We start from the raw sequence: 18,115 nt of genomic DNA on the forward strand, positions 1-18,115 counted from the left end.
AACCCCATTCTGATTCTGTTACCCCACTATTCCGGCGTGATTAACTGAAAAAAGCGGTCATTTCTGGCCAAGTTTTTTCATCACACACCAAGGAATATGCCATGAACATGCGGGAAATCATGTTTGCCAGCCCGGTGATGCCGGTCCTCGTTATTGAGAAGTTGGAATACGCTGTGCCGTTGGCAAAAGCCTTGTGTGCGGGGGGGATTCGCGTGCTGGAAGTCACCTTGCGCACGCCCGTGGCGCTGGATGCCGTTCGTGCCATTGCCGATCAAGTACCGGAAGCCATAGTCGGGGTGGGGACAGTGGTAAGGCCTGAGCAGTTCACGCAAGCGCGTGATGCCGGCGCACGTTTTGCCGTATCGCCCGGATTTACGCCCGAGCTGGGGCAGGCCGCAAACTGGCTGGGCATGCCGTACCTGCCCGGCGTATTCACCCCTTCTGAGGCCATGGTTGCCATGGCACAGGGATACGATGCGCTGAAACTCTACCCGGCCAAACAAGCTGGCGGTGCGGGCATGCTCAAGGCATTGGCGGGGCCACTGCCACAACTGGTGTTTTGCCCCAGTGGCGGCATTACGCAGGAATCCGCACCAGAATTACTCGCGCTGCCCAATGTGGCGTGTGTCGGCGGCTCCTGGCTTACCCCCCAGCAAGCACAAGCAACAGGCAACTGGGAGGCAATCCGGCAATTGGCCCAAGCAGCCGCAGCATTGCGGAGCTGATGCCATGATGCATTACGGAAATGGTGCACGGCATCTGATGTGGGTCACCCCGAAACCCGACATCGTATTCACCTCGGGGCAGGGTTCCTGGCTACAGGATCGTGCAGGCAAACGTTATCTGGACATCATGCAAGGCTGGGCCGTGAACAGCCTTGGGCACTGCCCGCCTGAAATCCAGCAAGCGCTGAGGGATCAATCTGCCAGGCTGATCAGCCCGAGTCCGGCATTTCATAATGAACCGGCCATGCAAATTGCCAGCCGACTGGCCGAACTCAGTGGGTTGACTCGCACTTTCCTTTGTACCAGCGGTGCCGAAGCCAATGAAGGTGCCATCAAGCTGGCACGCAAATGGGGCCGGAAAAACCGGGGCGGCGCGTATGAAATCATTACGTTCGACCAGGCCTTTCATGGCCGCACCCTCGCCACCATGTCGGCGTCCGGCAAACCAGGCTGGGATCAGATGTTTGCCCCGCAGGTGGCGGGTTTTCCCAAGGCCCGGCTCAACGATATCAATTCGGTTCAGGCCCTGATCACGCCCAATACCGTTGCTGTCATGCTTGAGCCGGTACAGGGCGAAGCTGGCGTGATTGCAGCAACACCGGAGTTTTTACGTGAATTGCGCATCATCACCGAATATCACGGGCTGTTGCTGATAGTGGATGAAGTGCAAACGGGTATCGGTCGTTGCGGCAGCATGTTTGCTTTTCAGCAAGCGGGGATTCTGCCGGACATCATGACACTGGCCAAAGGCATGGGCGGCGGCGTACCACTGGCAGCCCTGCTGGCTCGGGAATCTGCCTGTTGTTTCGAGGCTGGCGACCAGGGCGGCACCTATACCGGCAATCCGTTGATGGCAGCGGTGGGGTTGGCTGTGGTGAATGCCATCGCTAAGCCCCATTTCCTGGCCAATGTGCGCAGCCGAGGCGATCAGCTCAGCCAGGGGCTGCGCCAGCTTTCCGATGCATTTTCGTTATGCGGTGAACGCGGTCTGGGTTTGCTGCGCGCCTTGATCTTGCCGGATGAACAAGGTCCCAAACTGGTCGAGGCGGCCCGCTCCTTGGAACCTTTTGGTCTGATCCTCAATTCCCCACGCCCCAATCTTTTGCGTTTCATGCCCGCATTGAACATCACTGAGGTTGAAATCCGGCAAGTGCTGAGTTTGTTGCAGCTGTTGCTCAGCCAGTTTTATCCCACCGTACTACCCGAAACCACGCAAGGAAGGTGACCCATGAAAAAATTCAGAATCCTGCAACACCTGCTGGCCAGCCGCCTGATCGGTATTATTCGAGCGGACAATCAAGCAGATGCGCTCAAGCTTGCAGAAGCCTGTATCGAAGGCGGAATGACCAGCCTGGAAATTTCGTTTACCACGCCCGGCACACTGGAAGTCATCAAGACACTGACTGAGCGGTTTGGCAATCGCATTCTGATCGGTGCTGGTACGGTGCTGGATACCGAAACCGCACGCCTGGCCATTCTCGCCGGTGCGCAATTCATCCTGGCACCTAGTTTGAATGCAGATGTCATTCGTCTGTGCAATCGCTACCAGGTGGTATCCATGCCGGGCGTGGCAAGCGCCACGGAGGCCGTACAAGCGCTAGAAGCGGGTGCGGATATCATCAAGATATTTCCCAGCGACGCCTATGGTCCGGCCTATTTCAAAGCAATCAGCGCGCCGCTACCGCAAGCGCCGCTGATGCCCAGCGGCGGCGTAACCCTGGATAACCTGGCCAGCTGGTTCGCCAGTGGCGCAGTCATGGTCAGTATCGGGGGAAGTATCACCGCGCCAGGCAAACGGGGTGACTTTGCTGCGGTCACGGCTAATGCACGAGCTTTTGTTGCCGAGACCATCAAAATTCCGGTGCGCTGAGTTTCCTTTGATTTTCGAGGCCAAGATGAATGATCTGACCCGGAACTCAATCAATAACTAGCCATTACGAAAGACTGCGATGGGCACAGATGATTCATCCGGTAGCGGTGATAGCAGCCATTGGCGAATGACCGCAAACAGGTCCGCGAGTACGTCAGGTCAGGCTGATTCGCGAGCATATGCCGTCCGTCGGGTTTGTGAGTGGACCGGCCATTGACATTGCCTTTATCAAATGTCCGGTATCAAATTGGATTGCTGCCATTCAAACAGAGAGTCTAGTCCCGAAACCTGAATGGCCGCTTTTTACTATTCTGGTCAAAATAGTGAACGGCCGCTTCCGTTTCTGACAATGGCGGGTTTGGGCACGGACTTTCCGTACGGCCTGAAAACCTGAACGGCAGCAAGTTGATCCATTGCCTGGGACTAAACCGCTCGCGCGGTAGGGTGGCTCCGATCAGCCGCTGTGATCCCTGATAGATAGCGCTGCTTCCTACGTTGAGAACTGAGGCAATTCGCCTCGTTCTCGACAGGAGCAGAGCCATGACATCTTCGACACCAACCATCAGTCCGCTGCGCCAACGCATGATCGACGACATGCGCATGCGCAAACTTTCACCCAAGACCCAGGCGAACTATATCCGTGCCGTTCGGCAATTTGCCCGCTATCTCGGTCGTTCGCCGGATACCGCCACCGTTGAAGACCTGCGCAATTATCAGCTACACCTCATCGACCACGGCATTTCGCCGGTCTCGCTCAATGCAGCGATCACCGGTCTGAAGTTCTTCTTCGACGTGACGCTCGACCATGCCGAACTGATGGCCAAGATGCAACCGGTGCATCTTCCCCGTATCTTGCCAGTGGTATTGAGCAAAGAAGAAGTCGCCCGCTTGATTGCCGCCACCGGCAACCTGAAACATCAAACCGCACTCTCCGTGGCCTATGGTGCAGGATTGCGCGTCAGCGAGGTCGTGGCACTGAAGGTGGGGGATGTCGACAGTCAGCGCATGACCTTGCGTATCGAACAGGGCAAGGGCCACAAGGATCGCTATGCCATGCTCTCACCGATACTGCTCGAGCGGCTGCGCGTCTGGTGGCGGGTGGCCCGCGCCCAAGGCAAGATGCTCAATGGCGGCTGGCTGTTTCCTGGACTGAATCCGGTCGAGCCGCTTAGCACACGTCAACTCAACCGGGCTATCCACGCCGCCGCCGAGGCCGCGCAGATCGACAAGCGGGTTTCGATGCACACCTTGCGGCATTCGTTTGCCACCCACCTGCTGGAGCAAAAGGTCGACATCCGCGTGATCCAGGTCTTACTCGGGCACAAGAAGCTCGAGACCACCGCGCTGTATGCCCAGGTTGCCACCGACCTCCTGCGCGAGGTGATCAGTCCGTTGGAAACGTTGCACCCGATGTAGTCCAGCGCCATGGCACGCGCAACCCTCGAGGTCGCGGACATCTTCCGCGCCTATGGACCGGCTTGGCGGCAAACCACGCACTTGAGTCTGGGCCAACTCAAGGTCATGTCGGCCATCGAACAGTGCCGCAGCGCGGCGCTGGGGGGACATGTGCTGCACTGTCAGTCCTGTGAGTTCGACGAGATTGCCTATAACTCCTGCCGTAACCGCCACTGCCCGAAGTGCCAGGCCAGTGCCGCCCGCCGCTGGCTCGAAGCCCGCCAGGCCGATCTGCTCCCGGTCGAGTATTACCATGTGGTCTTTACCCTGCCGGCACCGATCAGTGCCATCGCCTACACCAACAAGGCCGTGATCTATCGCCTGCTGTTCGATGTCGCCGCTGAAACCCTGCGCACCATTGCTGCCGATCCGAAACACCTGGGGGCGCAAATCGGGGCCACGTTGGTTCTGCATACCTGGGGATCGGCGCTCACGCATCATCCCCATGTGCATGGCATCGTTCCCGGTGGCGGACTGTCGCTGGACGGTACACGCTGGATTGCCTGCAAGCCGGGTTTCTTCTTGCCGGTACGGGTGCTCTCCCGACTGTTCCGGCGGCGCTTCCTTGAGGAACTCAGCAAGGCGCATGCTGCCGGGCAATTGCAATTCTTTGGTGACCATGTCGGATTGGCAGAGCCGATGGGTTTTGCCCAATGGCTTGCGCCGCTACGCAAGGACGAGTGGGTAGTCTATGCCAAGCGCCCGTTTGCCGGGCCGGCAGCGGTGCTGGCCTATCTGTCGCGCTATACCCACCGGGTGGCCATTTCCAACCAGCGGCTCATAGCGTTGGACGAGCGCGGGGTTACCTTCCGCTGGAAGGATTACCGCGCCACGGGGCGGACGCGTCACAAGACCATGACGCTCGATGCGGATGAGTTCATGCGCCGCTTCTTGTTACATGTATTGCCAAGCGGCTTCCATCGTATTCGCCACTATGGGCTGATTGCCAATGCCGGACGCCGGGAGCATCTCGCGCGGGCGCGCGAATTGTTATGCACGGCGCTGGTGATGGCCGCAGAACCCAAGGAAGTTGAACCGGTCATTGTGCCGTTGATGGCACCCACCTTCGTCTGCCCGCATTGCGGGGCAGCGATGCAGATCATCGACACCTTCGGTCGGGGTGGTGTTATCCGCGCACCACCATCTGGAGGCTGGTCATGAATTCAGTCGTTTGGGGGTATTCCAACAATCTGTCGGTTCAGGATCATTTTGCGCCGACTTGGACAGTCTTGGCTCGGACAGGCGGGACGTATGATTTTTACCGCAGTAGCTCGCAAACACTCAGCGTCAATCACGATGGTTTGTACCGTTCAAGTACTCTCGCGGCTTGGCTGGCAAGCATGCAGCCTTCACCCCAGGGCAGTGCGAACATTCAAATCGCCATAGCAGTGCAACATCTCTGACCGCATCGATACTTCCCGCGGTTTCCTCCCTGGAGGCTTGTCCGACGCCCGCCCAGTCACGGCCGTGGCCTATTCTCGGCCTGCTGCCTTGAGGGCAGGCATCAGACAACCCTTAACCGACGTTGACCCACGCACCGAACATTTTTCGCTGTCGGCGGCAGGTCCAAACTGATTCCGGACATTTGACCAAGGCAATGCCAATGGCCGGTCCGCATCACAAACCTGCCGGATGGCCAATTCGAGCTTATCGGCCATTGCTGCCTTTCGCACCACTCCGCTTGAACTGCAGGTGTCGGCCATGACCGGCCGGTCGAGGTCGACTTCCAATTTCAACAGTTGAGGTGTTCTCTGACCCAGTTGAATGACCGGTATTCGGCTAACAAATTTGCATCTACTCTGCCTTGATTCGGCCATGAACCACCGTTCAAGTTTGTCCTCCATAGCAGCCATTGGTCCATACCGTATTGAGCAAGAGAAATCTCGCCCGACTTTTCCGTGGAGGATCAAACTTCACGCCGATGGGTGGCTTGCGATCGAACTGCTACGACCAATCGTCGCACTGCTTCGGCAAGCATCCCTTCCTCCAAATTCCCGTAGCCTAAAACAAGTCCGTTGCAGATCATCGGCGCTCGGGTATAGCTTTCCAGCGCCCGCACCCCTAGCCCCATCTCTACCGCGCATTTTGCAACTTCCATATCGCATATCCCGTCCGGTAACCACATCACCAGGTGCAGTCCGGCTTCGCCACCCGATAGTTCCACGGATGGCCCGAATGCTTCTTTCAAGGCCGAACGCAGTGCAACCTGTCGTGCAGCGTAGCGGGCACGCATGCGGCGCAAATGAGTGGTGTAGTGGCCACGCTGGATAAAGTCGGCCAGTGCGCGCTGTTCTATTCCCTGCCCAGCCCGAGTGGCCTGGGTAGTGGCGCGGGCGAAGTCGGCGGCGATGGCGTGGGGCAGCACTAGATAGCCAAGGCGCAGGCCCGGATAGAGGGTTTTGCTGAAAGTGCCTACGTAGATGACCGGGGAGTCAGGCTGCAGGCCGAACAGCGCAGGCGGTGCCGGGCCAGCGCGGCGGAATTCGCTGTCGTAGTCGTCCTCAATGATCCATGCGCCAGAATGGCGGGCGCGCTCGATCAGCGCTAGGCGCCGCGGCAGGGACATGACACGGCCGGTCGGGTACTGGTGCGACGGCGTGATCATGATCAGGCGCGGTGGATGCCCGTTCCAATCACCTTCGCTCGGGGCCAGGCCCTCACCATCGACGGGCACGTCATGTACTCGCAGCCCAGCCAGGCCGAAGGCGACGCGGGCGGCGAGATAGCCGGGGTTTTCTGCCCAGACGGTGTCACCGTGATCGCTGAGCAGTCGGGCGCAGAGGTCCAGCGCTGCCTGCGCCCCGCTCGTGATGACAATTTGTCCGGCATCTACCGGCAGGCCGCGAACGGTAGTGAGATGGCCAGCCAGCGCTTCGCGCAGCGCCGAGTCGCCGCCGTGCGCGGCATAGCCGAGTTGGCGCCAGCCAGCATCGCGCCAGGCGCGTTCCAGACAGGCGCGCCAGCTGCGGAAGGGGAAAGCGCCGTAGTCCGGCGTACCTGGAGCAAACGGCAGCGCTGAAGCCTCGCGCGCCGGCTCGGGCTGCAAGGCTTCAGCGGCTCGGTTGGAGAGGTGCAACAGGGTGGCAGGCATATCGCCGTGGCGTGATGGCGCTATTGGCTGCGCGACAAGCTGCGCCACGCGTGTTCCCTGGCGATCCGCCACCAGGCAACCTTCAGCGACCAATTGCTCATAGGCGAACAACACGGTGTTGCGGGCGATCTTCAGCGACACCGCCAGCCCGCGACTGGCCGGAAGGGGCGTACCGGGTGCCAGGCGGCCGGACAGGATGGCTTCGCGCAAACGATGGTAGAGCACGCGCTGTCGCGGCATGGTTTCCGGCAAAGGTGGGGCGAGCAACCAGTCCAACTCCATCATGGCTCCATCAAATATCCGTTTCGTGGTACTACGAAAGGTACCATGAGCACCATAAAGTGGGGCCATCGAAACCTACCGGAGCCCAGTCGTCATGCCCCTTACCACCGCACCCACTTCCCGCACCCGCGTTCGCCGCAAGCCGGAACGCGCCCACTACGAGTCCGAGGCGATCAACGCCATCGTCGACGCCGCGGTCATCTGCAGCGTTGCCTTTCAGATCGACGGCGCGGTACACGCCATCCCTACCATCCACTGGCGCGATGGCGAGTTTCTGTACATCCACGGTGCCAAGGCATCGCGCATGCTCAAGGCCCTGACAGAGGTTGAGGCCTGCCTGACGATCGCGCTGGTCGATGGCCTGGTGCTGGCCCGCTCAGCCATGCACCACTCAATGAATTACCGCTCGGTGGTGGTCTATGGTCAATTCGAACTGGTGACCGACCTAGCCGAGAAAGAGTTCAGCCTGCGGGCCCTCATCGAAGGACTCTATCCCGGCCGCTGGGATACCCTGCGGCCGATTAACGACAAGGAGCTGAATGCCACCAGTGTGCTGCGCATTCCGCTTGCCGAGGCCTCAGCCAAGGTGCGCAACGCCGGAGTCAAGGACGACGACGAGGATCTGGACTGGCCAGTCTGGGCTGGCGTTATCCCGCTCAACACGGTGGTTGGGATGCCAAACCGGGAGAACGACAGCTTGGGAAGTACCGTGCCCGCCACACGTTACAGCACGGCAAGCGACAGCGATTTGGGGACGGCCTGAAACATTTGCTCCAAAAGAAGGCTGGCGAACTCAAACTTTCCTAACCGTCCGCTTTCCATGGTCGGCTATTTCCGCTTAGGGCACGGACGCGACCGTCCTCTCTTCAAATTCATTGCCGGAAAGCGGCCAGTGAAATTCCGTTTCCTGGAAGCGGCCATTCCTCACTGTGTGCTCCGTGCCCTAACCAGCCATTGTAAGAAACAGAAGCGGCCGTTCACCATTTTGACCAGAATAGTTAAAAGCGGCCATTCAGGTTTCTGAGTCAGGGAGCTGGCTTGTGTGGCTGCAATGTTTCCAAGTCCGGTCATTGGATGTTCGCGCCGGCATTTCGGGACCCGGCCATAACCAGCCTGTCATCAATTTGGCATAACTGTCGTTCAAGTGGCAGGTTCGCTCCGATACCTGCCGGATAGCCTATACTGCCCATTCTCTCTGGATAAGGTAGAAACCATGATCACACACTCTTCATATCCCGACATTATCAATCTCCTCAAAAGAGCCGAAGGCGATCTCAAAAGTATTATCACCATGATGGAAAAAGGGTGCGGTTTCTTGGATATTACCCAGCAGCTACAAGCCGTTGAAAGCGCGGTGCGCAATGCCAATAGAGAGTTGGTGCATGACCACATCGACCATTGTCTTGAACTCATGGTCCGTGAAGATGCTCAAAGTGCAGACGACATTTCACAAGATCAGTAAGCGTTCTGATGGCCTAATTTGATCAGCACATGGTGGTCAGCAGTTGGTCGAATTCGGATTTTGCCAAGATAGATTCACGTAGTGGCCGCCCATACAAATGACTGGCGGCCCCAATTGAGTTATCAGGTGAATAGCTCAATCTTCAAGATCAACTCACATACGTATCTGTGTAGTGATCTACGATTTCTGCATCGTACCCCTTCATTTGCCTTTGCGTTGTTGATGCCTCAGCGTACTTGGCTGGTTACTCCTTTGGTCCTTAAGACTCAGAGACACTGACGAAGTCCTCAAAAATCCTGCCTCTTGCGCGGTTCTTAGAACTCAAGGAATAGTTCGGAAATCACCGACCTCAACCATTGATTGGGAGGGTCGTGGTGGAAACGTTCATGCCAATGCTGCTTGATAGAAAATTTTGGCAGATCGACAGGTGGAAGAAGCTGCTTAACGTTGGCGATTCGCATCAATGTCTCAGCAACGCGTTGCGGAACGGTGACCATCAGATCCGTTGATGCCACCAGGCCACCGATACCAAGGAAATTGGGCAGCACCAATGCAATCTGGCGTTCTACGCCGAGATGCTCAAGCGTGCGTTCAACTAGTTCGTGCCCCGTTCCAGCAGCTATTATCACGGCGTGGCGTTCTCGTTTGAACTGAGTCAGGGAAAGTTGCTCCTGCACCCGAGGATGGTTTTGACGCACCACGCAGGTAAAACTCTGCTCGAACAACTTTTGTTGATAAAAGCCAGCATTGAGTTCGGGCATATAACCCACCGCTAAATCCGCGTCACCCGACGCAAGCATTCCCGCAGTTTTTCCAGAAATATAGGTAATTTCAAGACAAATACCAGGGGCTATCTCACTCAGCCGGTTGACCAGTTTCGGCAGTAGTACGAGATGACTGATATCAGTCATACAGACGTGGAAGCTTCGCTTCGAATTTTCCGGGATAAAGCTTGCACGCTGCTGCGTTGTCTTTTGCAGCAATTCAAGTGCTTCGTGCAGAGGGCGACGTAGTTCTGTGGCGTAGGGGGTTGGCAGCATGCCTTCGGCGGTACGGACAAACAGCGGATCGCTATAGTATCGGCGCAGCCGAGCTAACCCAACGCTGACGGATGACTGAGGTATTCCCAAGTTCTCGCTCGCGCGTGATGTGCTACGCGTTTTGTAGACCTCGTCGAAAATCATTAGTAGTTTTAGATCCATTATATCAAATGTTGATTGTGGTTATGGTGGTTAAGCGATTGACGCGATAGTGCCCCAATCCTATTCTCATTGCAAATCTTTAATAGCAAGGATAGGAGCCTGAAAATGAACAGCATTACCCTTCATGAACCTGCTCGCGAGACTGCTGTATTTGGCGAGTTCGATGTTGTCGTGCTTGGCGGCGGACCTGCTGGAATCGCCGCCGCAGTGGCGGCGGCACAAGCCGGCAGTACTACTTTACTGGTGGAGCATTATGGTTTTCTCGGCGGTATGGGTACCGCCGCCGGTGTGACCAATTTTTGTGGTTTGCATGCCAATGTGTATGGCGAGATACGTCAGGTGGTGCATGGCGTTGCTGATCAGTTGCTTGAACGTTTGCGCAGTCTTAGTGGATTGAACGAGCCGCACAAAATCTTTGGCAACAAGATCGCTGCGCAAGCATACGACAACGCGGCACTCAAGGTGGCCGCCGATAGCATAGTGGTAGACAGTGGCGCAAAGCTGCTTTTCCATGCTACGGCTACTGGGGTTTCAATGCGTTCGGCACGTGAAATAGAAGCCATATTCATCGAAACAAAATCCGGTCGACGAGCGATTCGGGGCCGGATTTTCATCGATTGTTCTGGAGATGGAGATCTGGCCGCTCACGCGGGAGCCGCGTTTGAGAAAGGGACGGATAGTGAAAGCATGCTCTATCCGTCGACAATGTTCCGCGTTAATGGGGTAGACGCCGAGCGTGCAGGCGATGCATGGAACCACTTTGGTCGTTGGATGGAGGAGGCGGAAAAAAAAGGACGCGTTTTCCCTCGCAAGACCCCAATTATCCGGCCACAGAAAAATCCGTTGGAGTGGCGCGCCAATGTCACCCAGCTTTCCAATCCCGACGGTTCGCCAGTCGACTGCACTAATGCTGAACAGCTGAGCAGGGCCGAGATTGAGGGGCGTCGTCAGATTGTAGATTTCTTCCAGTTTTTGCGCGAATCGGCACCAGGCTTCGAGAACTCCTACATCCATGAGATCGCTCCTCAAGTTGGCGTGCGGGAAACCCGCCGCGTGCTCGGTGAATATCAGTTGACGGAGTCGGACGTGCTCGACTGCGCTAGCTTTGACGACACTATTGGAGTGAATGGCTGGATGATTGAGGCGCATGCCGCAGGAGACATCATCTTCAAATGGCAAGACATTCCTCGCTGCCGGGGTTTCAACCATCTGCCTTATCGAATGATCGTTGCCAAAAGCATAGACAACTTGCTGGTAGCTGGACGCTGTGCATCGATGACGCATATGGGGCAATCAGCGGCACGGGTCTCGGGAGCATGTTTCGTTATGGGACAGGCTGCCGGCACGGCAGCTGCTTTGTCACTCAGAAACCGGACGATTCCACGTGCTCTGGATGTGGGGGTGCTTCAGCACGCGTTGGAACAGGCTGGTGCCTACCTTGGGAAGGACTTGTAGGAGCGTACAACACCCTGTTTTTTGTATTTATAAGTACGAAACATGGCGAAGCTGAGTTTGGCTGTAGTGCTTTCGTAATAGAAATTTGAGGAGGGTTAGATCATGAAGATTGGTGGAGTGGAAATTTCCGGTAAGCACTTATCCGTGCTCTTTATTGTGTGGTTGGCATTCATTTTGTCGTTTGTTGATCGCCTGACGTGGCCGCCGATCATGCCTTTGGCGATGAAGGAGCTAGCTCTATCGGCGAAACAGGGGGGCAGTTACATGACAGCCTTCTATACCGGTTACGTGCTAACACAATTGCCTGGTGGTTTGCTGACTGACCGATTTGGATATCGAAAAGTATTGCTTGGCTCATTCTGTTTCATGGGCATATTTACCGCGTTGATGGGATTGACCTCAACGTATGAGAGCGGTCTGGTGTTTAGGTTGTTGGCCGGCCTGGGTTCCGGGGCGATTTTCTCGGCCTCTGTACGCGCCATCTTCGACTGGTTTCCGCCCAAAGGTCGTGGCACCGCGATGGGATTATTCATGACGGCCTCCTCTCTCGGTGTGGCCGTGGTCAACATCCTTGTTCCGACCGTTGCCAAGGTTTATTCCTGGCGTGTTTCATTTTTTGTAGCTGGTGGAATTACAGTAGGTGCCTTGATTCTGGCGTATTTCATGCTCTTTGATCGGGAAAAGGATGTCGATACCAAATCTGTGGACAGAAATGCCAAACCGACGGACAGAACATCAACATTTTGGAAAGACATCTTGAGCCTGATGAGGAACAAGAATCTGCTCATAGTTGGATTGTCCGGTTTTGGCGGTATGTGGGCGACGTGGGGCGTTGCGTCTTGGGCCAATACGTACATGAACAAGGAACTTAGCCTGACGCTAGTCGAGGCGGGGGCCATCATGTCCCTGTATGGCCTTGCCGCATTTACCGTTAAGCCTATCGCAGGATTTCTATCCGATTATTTTGTGGGAAAAAACCGTTTATTGCATTTCTTTATGCTCATCGGCTTTGGACCGCTGCTTGTTCTCTTCGGATTAAATCACAACGTCAATATGTTGTATGTCCTGATTCCGCTTCTGGGTATCTGTGCTTTTGTTTGGAGTCCCGTTATCAACATCGTTATTGGAGAGGTTGTTCCTCCACACCTGATCGGCACAGCGACTGGCTTTGCTAACACGATGTGGCAAATTGGATCTCTAATTTCCCCGCTGGCCGTAGGTGCAGTACTCGATGTAACCGGCAGCTATGTATATGCCTTCGGGACTCTGGCAGTCGGACCAGTACTTGGTGCGCTCGCCATTCTACTGGTCAAGGATAAGACATCAATTACCACAGCTGAGGCAGCAGCCCTGCCAGAGGGGAGGGTAATTTGAAGATATCGGCAGAGTGATGTCAGTGCGCAACGTAACCATTGAAATTAAATTTCAATTGATGGCTTATTTGTAGAAGTTCAGGCCCGATCTGACAGCTCACGTTTTGATAGCGTGCAGCTGTCAGATCAAATTCAAGCGGTCAATTTTTTCCTTCCAAGGTTTCTTTCTGGCAATCGAGGTTTGAATGGACGTGCTTCCACAACACATCTCACTTTGGTAGGTGCCCTCATTGTTCTAATGCGCCAGCTCGTCACGCTCTGATTCGGCTAGCAACACTATCCTAAAAACTCCGCTTACGCCTGAATGAATACTGATTAGAAGCTAGAAGTGTAGTTATTCACAAGTGACTACATTTTGGGTTGTTTGCACGAATTTCTTCAAATATATTTGTGCGGTGCAATAAACCACTTCACGAAGGAGCTGTGTTTCATGAAAGCATCACCCGTATCTGGCCCGCTGGTAATTGATTTATCCCAATTGCGCATGACCGATGTTCAGCTGGTAGGTGGCAAGAACGCCTCGCTGGGCGAGCTGATCTCGCAACTTTCAGCCAAAGGCGTGCGAGTTCCCGGTGGCTTTGCCACCACGGCGGATGCCTGGCATCTGTTTCTGTCGCATATGGACTTGGCCGAGCGCATTGATGCTTTGCTGGGGGAGCTGGATGTTGATGACATTCATGCCTTAACCGAGGCAGGGCGCCAGATTCGTGACTGGATCATGCTCACGCCACTGCCCGAGGTTCTGGAACGAGCGATCGTCGAGAGCTATGTCGCCATGGGGCATGATGTGACGGTGGCCGTGCGTTCATCGGCCACCGCCGAAGACTTGCCCGATGCCTCGTTTGCGGGTCAGCAGGAGACTTACCTCAATATTCGCGGCAGTTCCAATGTGCTGGACGCGATTCGCAAGGTCTACGCTTCGCTCTATACCGATCGCGCCATTGCCTACCGCGTGCATCAGGGTTATGACCACAAGCTGGTGGCGCTGTCTTGCACCATCCAGCGCATGGTGCGTTCCGATCTAGCGGCTGCAGGCGTGATGTTCAGTATCGATACCGAAAGCGGTTTCGATCAGGTGGTCTTCCTAACCTCGTCGTATGGTCTGGGTGAGTCGGTGGTTCAGGGGCTGGTGAATCCGGATGAGTTTTATGTGCACAAACCGACGCTGGCAGCGAATCGTCCCGCGGTAATCCGCCGCACGTTGGGCAGCAAGTTGACTCGGATGATTTACGATGATGAACCGGTGGCGGGTCGCTCGGTCATCAGCGTCGATACGCCGTCCAAGCTGTGTACGCAGTTCTCGCTCAGCGATGCCGAAGTCTGCGAATTGGCCCGCTATGCCGTGACCATCGAAGCCCACTATGGTTGTCCGATGGATATCGAGTGGGGCAAGGATGGCGAGGATGGTCAGCTGTACATTCTGCAGGCGCGACCGGAAACCGTTAAATCGCAAGAAAACAAGAGTGACCGCCTGCGCCGTTACCGCATGCTGGAAACCGGCGAAGTGCTGACCGAAGGGCGTGCCATTGGCCAGAAAGTTGGCGTAGGCCGGGTCCGTATCGTCAACGCCGCGCATGATATGAAAAAAGTGAAGCCGGGCGATGTACTGGTGGCGGATATCACCGATCCGGATTGGGAGCCGGTGATGAAACGTGCTGCCGCGATCATTACCAACCGGGGTGGACGGACTTGCCATGCCGCGATTATTGCCCGTGAGCTGGGCGTACCCGCGGTGGTGGGCTGTGGCAATGCGACCAAGGTGCTGTACGACGGTGATCTAGTGACGGTGTCTTGTGCCGAAGGGGAAACCGGGCGCGTGTATGCCGGTGAGCTGAAATATGAAGCGCAGGATCAGGCTCGGCAACAACTGCCCGAATTGCCGCTGAAACTGATGATGAACGTGGGCAATCCGGAACTGGCTTTTGAACTATGCCAGCTGCCCAACCATGGCGTGGGTCTGGCACGGACCGAATTCATCATCAACCGCATGATCGGCATCCACCCCAAAGCCTTGCTGGCCTGGCCCAATGTGCCGGAGGCCATCAAGCCGCAGATTGCTGAGCGGATTGCAGGGTACCCATCGGCAATTGACTTCTATGTCGAGAAATTGGCCGAAGGCATTGCCACCCTGGCGGCTGCGTTCTGGCCCAAGAAAGTCATTGTGCGCATGTCCGACTTTAAGTCGAACGAATACGCCAATCTGCTAGGGGGCAACGAATACGAGCCGCACGAAGAAAACCCGATGCTGGGTTTCCGTGGCGCAGCGCGCTATATCGATGCCGCATTCAGTGACTGTTTCGAGCTGGAATGTCGGGCGCTACGCAAAGTGCGCGACGAGATGGGGCTGACCAATGTCGAAATCATGATTCCTTTTGTGCGCACCGTGACCGAAGCCAAGGCGGTAATCGATGTGCTGGCCAGCAACGGCCTGAAGCGCGGCGAGAATGGATTGCGCGTGATCATGATGTGCGAATTGCCGGCCAATGCCGTACTGGCTGAACGTTTCCTCGAACATTTCGATGGTTTCTCGATTGGCTCCAACGACATGACGCAGCTCACCTTGGGCATCGACCGCGATTCGGGCGGCACCATTGCCGCCTCGTTCGATGAGCGCAACGACGCGGTGAAGGCCATGCTTTCGCTGGCCATTGAAGCCTGTCGCAAGCAGGGCAAGTATGTCGGCATCTGCGGCCAAGGCCCGTCCGATCACCCGGATTTGGCGCAATGGCTGATGGAACAGGGTATTGAAACGATTTCGCTCAATCCCGATACCGTCATGGAGACCTCTAGCTATCTGGCCAGCCATTAATAGTTGGGTCAAATCCACTATCACCCGGGTCTGCGCTGCAGGCCCGGGTTTTCCATTGATGTGTTTTGAAAGACCGACCCATGACCCGCACGGTTTTTTTTGTCTCTGACAGTACCGGCATCACTGCCGAAATGCTCGGCCATTCTCTGCTCACGCAATTCCCGCGTACCACCTTCACACAGGTGACCTTGCCTTTTGTAAACACCCCCGACAAAGCCGATGAGGCAGCAGAAACCATCCGTCAACAAGCCCAGCAAGATGGGGCGCGACCGATCGTCATCACCACCTTGATCGACCCGGCCCTGCGTCTGCGGGAACGTGTCCCCGAGGCGCTGCATCTGGATTTATTCCACACCTTTATCGGGGAACTGGAAACCGATTTACAGCAACCGGCCTCACGCCAACTGGGCGCTGCCCATACCATCGCCAATGCTGCCGAGTATATGCAACGCATGGAGGCCGTGAACTACACCATGGTGCATGACGATGGCATCCGTCCGCGCGACATGGCCGATGCCGATATCATTCTGGTTGGGGTATCGCGTTCGGGAAAAACGCCGACTTGCCTATATCTGGCACTGCAATTTGGCATCAAGGCCGCCAACTACCCTCTGACCCCCGATGATTTTGGTGATGGAAAATTGCCGCAAGTACTGGCGCCGTGGCGTCATAAACTATTCGGGCTGACGATTGACCCGGCACGACTGACGCAGATTCGCACCGAACGTGCCTTGGGCAGTCGCTATGCCGCGCTGGAAAACTGTCGTTATGAAGTGGAGGAGTCGGAAGAAATCATGCGTCGGAGCGGGATTGAGTATTTGAACACCACGACCTTGTCGGTAGAAGAACTGGCAACCACCATCCTGCATCGCTTTGGACTCAAAAGACATATGTTGTCGTGAGATTCAATTAGCGACAGTGGCAGCTTAGCAGGCACATCCCCGACAGAGACTGCTTGTCCGTTGAATGTCGGCACTGAACTGCTGCCCTTGATTGGTCTTGTCGAGAGACCGTTCCACTCTGATACCTGCCGTTGAGTTGTTGAAACAGCCAATGACCGTAACGGGCACGGTCTTTCCGTACGACCTGAAAACTTGAACGGCTGCAAGTTGATCCATTGCCGACGTTGACCCAAGCACCGAACATTTTTAGCTGTCGGCGGCAGGTCCAACTGATACCGGTCATTTGACCAAGGCTTTGTTAACGGCTGATCCGCTCACAAACCTGCCGGACGTCATATGCGCGCGAATCAGCCAGATCTGACGTACTCGCGGAGCTGTTTGCTGTCATTCGCCTATGGCCGCTATCACCGCTACCGGATGAATCCACTGTGACCAAACCGGCCATTCAGAGTCGATGAGGCTTGAACGTTGGCGGCGTCCCTCCTAGAAATTAAGTCCATCCAATAATAGCTTCGCACCAGACAGGCCCAAGGCTGCAGTCGCGAACCAATAAAACGGTCTTTCCGGAATTTTCGCCAGGATGCGCAGACCGAGCCACACTCCTATAGGCACCACGGGCAATAGCATGGCGGAGGCAATCAACGATGCCTTTGTAAAGATGCCGAGCGCAAAGTACGTGGGCAATTTCGCTAAGTTGATGGCAGTAAAAAAATATACAGAGGTAGCCACGAAGTTCTGCCGAGGAAGTTGCCGACTCAGCAGATAAGCCATGACTGGCGGCCCTCCGGCATGGGCTAGTGTGCTTGTAAAGCCAGATCCAGCTCCACTCAGCCAGGCATAAATTGGCTTAGGGGCATGTGCCAGTCCATGGGATTGGTTTCGATTTCGCCGAAGCAGGCGGTCCAGAGCAAAAAATACGGCTATCAATCCAACCGCAATTTTCACCAAATTATCGGACATAATGTCGAAGGCCAAAGTGCCAAGGACGATACCTACGATTGCGGCCGGCAACATCAGCTTTAAATCGCTCCAACTGGCCTTTCCGCGCCAGGCACCGATACCAGCCCAGTCTGTAACGATTAGGACTGGCAACATTACGGCTGCTGCATTGCGGGGGGAAATCCAGATGGCCATCAACGGTACAGCTAACCCACCCAGCGCACCACCCAATCCAGACTTCGATATCCCGGTTACCAATACAGCAAGGACTGCAACGATCCAGCCGGCGGTATCAAATTCCATTCGTTAAACCCTTATAAAAATCCCGATATCACAGACTCATTATGTGCATGCTGAGGACGTCACAGACTCAGTTACCACGCAGGAATCATGTATATATGGACGCCCTCTTTACCAAAGAATTGCCACGTCTGGATTTCAAAAAGGGTGATGCCAACTGTAAAAAAGTCACCAAGGCGGGGCGTGTCCGAATTTTTGTGTAAACGGGTTTCAGGTTAAAGCTGGGCGATGCGTTCGCCGAACTCGATGG

14 protein-coding genes are annotated in these 18,115 nt (G+C 55.8%); 11 read left to right on the top strand and 3 right to left on the bottom strand.

The annotated features are described in order from the left end of the window. Positions 1 to 101: 101 nt before the first annotated feature. The 5 genes from AC0KVQ_RS15195 to AC0KVQ_RS15215 all read left to right on the top strand — a co-directional run bounded on the left by AC0KVQ_RS15195 (position 102) and on the right by AC0KVQ_RS15215 (position 5,211). Complete coding sequence (locus AC0KVQ_RS15195; RefSeq protein WP_473422032.1) at positions 102 to 725, top strand: bifunctional 4-hydroxy-2-oxoglutarate aldolase/2-dehydro-3-deoxy-phosphogluconate aldolase; 624 nt, start codon at positions 102 to 104, stop codon at positions 723 to 725. Between the two features lie 4 nt (positions 726 to 729). Continuing rightward, the gene (locus tag AC0KVQ_RS15200) at positions 730 to 1,950 is read left to right on the top strand and encodes an acetylornithine transaminase (RefSeq protein WP_473422033.1); all 1,221 of its coding nucleotides are present in this window, start codon (positions 730 to 732) and stop codon (positions 1,948 to 1,950) included. Positions 1,951 to 1,953: 3 nt separating this feature from the next. Then, the gene (locus tag AC0KVQ_RS15205) at positions 1,954 to 2,595 is read left to right on the top strand and encodes a bifunctional 2-keto-4-hydroxyglutarate aldolase/2-keto-3-deoxy-6-phosphogluconate aldolase (protein ID WP_473422034.1); all 642 of its coding nucleotides are present in this window, start codon (positions 1,954 to 1,956) and stop codon (positions 2,593 to 2,595) included. 540 nt (positions 2,596 to 3,135) lie between these two features. Further along, entirely contained in the window at positions 3,136 to 4,011 is an 876-nt protein-coding gene (locus AC0KVQ_RS15210) for a tyrosine-type recombinase/integrase (protein ID WP_473422035.1), read from the top strand. A gap of 9 nt (positions 4,012 to 4,020) precedes the next feature. Then, complete coding sequence (locus AC0KVQ_RS15215; protein WP_473422036.1) at positions 4,021 to 5,211, top strand: IS91 family transposase; 1,191 nt, start codon at positions 4,021 to 4,023, stop codon at positions 5,209 to 5,211. Positions 5,212 to 5,956: 745 nt separating this feature from the next. Here AC0KVQ_RS15215 and pdxR read toward each other — a convergent pair. Beyond that, a complete protein-coding gene (gene pdxR, locus AC0KVQ_RS15220) occupies positions 5,957 to 7,426 on the bottom strand; it encodes a MocR-like pyridoxine biosynthesis transcription factor PdxR (protein ID WP_473422037.1) in 1,470 nt (489 codons plus the stop codon). A gap of 91 nt (positions 7,427 to 7,517) precedes the next feature. Between pdxR and AC0KVQ_RS15225 the strand changes: the two genes are divergently transcribed. After that, entirely contained in the window at positions 7,518 to 8,186 is a 669-nt protein-coding gene (locus AC0KVQ_RS15225) for a pyridoxamine 5'-phosphate oxidase family protein (protein WP_473422038.1), read from the top strand. Between the two features lie 450 nt (positions 8,187 to 8,636). After that, positions 8,637 to 8,885 (top strand): metal-sensing transcriptional repressor, encoded by a 249-nt coding sequence (locus AC0KVQ_RS15230; protein WP_473422039.1) that lies wholly within the window; start codon positions 8,637 to 8,639, stop codon positions 8,883 to 8,885. A 314-nt stretch (positions 8,886 to 9,199) separates the two neighbouring features. On the opposite strand, the gene AC0KVQ_RS15235 is transcribed toward AC0KVQ_RS15230, so the two are convergent. Next, positions 9,200 to 10,087, bottom strand: coding sequence for a LysR family transcriptional regulator (locus tag AC0KVQ_RS15235; protein WP_473422040.1), 888 nt, complete (start codon positions 10,085 to 10,087; stop codon positions 9,200 to 9,202). Positions 10,088 to 10,192: 105 nt separating this feature from the next. On the opposite strand from AC0KVQ_RS15235, the gene AC0KVQ_RS15240 reads away from it, so the two are divergent. The 4 genes from AC0KVQ_RS15240 (at position 10,193) to ppsR (ending at position 16,626) form a co-directional block, all read left to right on the top strand. After that, a complete protein-coding gene (locus AC0KVQ_RS15240; RefSeq protein ID WP_473422041.1) occupies positions 10,193 to 11,542 on the top strand; it encodes an FAD-dependent oxidoreductase in 1,350 nt (449 codons plus the stop codon). Positions 11,543 to 11,644: 102 nt separating this feature from the next. Beyond that, a complete protein-coding gene (locus AC0KVQ_RS15245; protein WP_473422042.1) occupies positions 11,645 to 12,916 on the top strand; it encodes an MFS transporter in 1,272 nt (423 codons plus the stop codon). Between the two features lie 429 nt (positions 12,917 to 13,345). Beyond that, the gene (gene ppsA / locus AC0KVQ_RS15250; RefSeq protein ID WP_473422043.1) at positions 13,346 to 15,724 is read left to right on the top strand and encodes a phosphoenolpyruvate synthase; all 2,379 of its coding nucleotides are present in this window, start codon (positions 13,346 to 13,348) and stop codon (positions 15,722 to 15,724) included. A gap of 80 nt (positions 15,725 to 15,804) precedes the next feature. Beyond that, positions 15,805 to 16,626, top strand: a complete 822-nt coding sequence (gene ppsR, locus AC0KVQ_RS15255) for a posphoenolpyruvate synthetase regulatory kinase/phosphorylase PpsR (protein ID WP_473422044.1) — start codon at positions 15,805 to 15,807, stop codon at positions 16,624 to 16,626. A gap of 483 nt (positions 16,627 to 17,109) precedes the next feature. Here ppsR and AC0KVQ_RS15260 read toward each other — a convergent pair whose 3' ends face one another. After that, the gene (locus AC0KVQ_RS15260) at positions 17,110 to 17,868 is read right to left on the bottom strand and encodes a sulfite exporter TauE/SafE family protein (protein WP_473422045.1); all 759 of its coding nucleotides are present in this window, start codon (positions 17,866 to 17,868) and stop codon (positions 17,110 to 17,112) included. Between the last annotated feature and the right edge of the window lie 247 nt (positions 17,869 to 18,115).

It is taken from the genome of Formivibrio sp. oc-25, assembly GCF_055810895.1.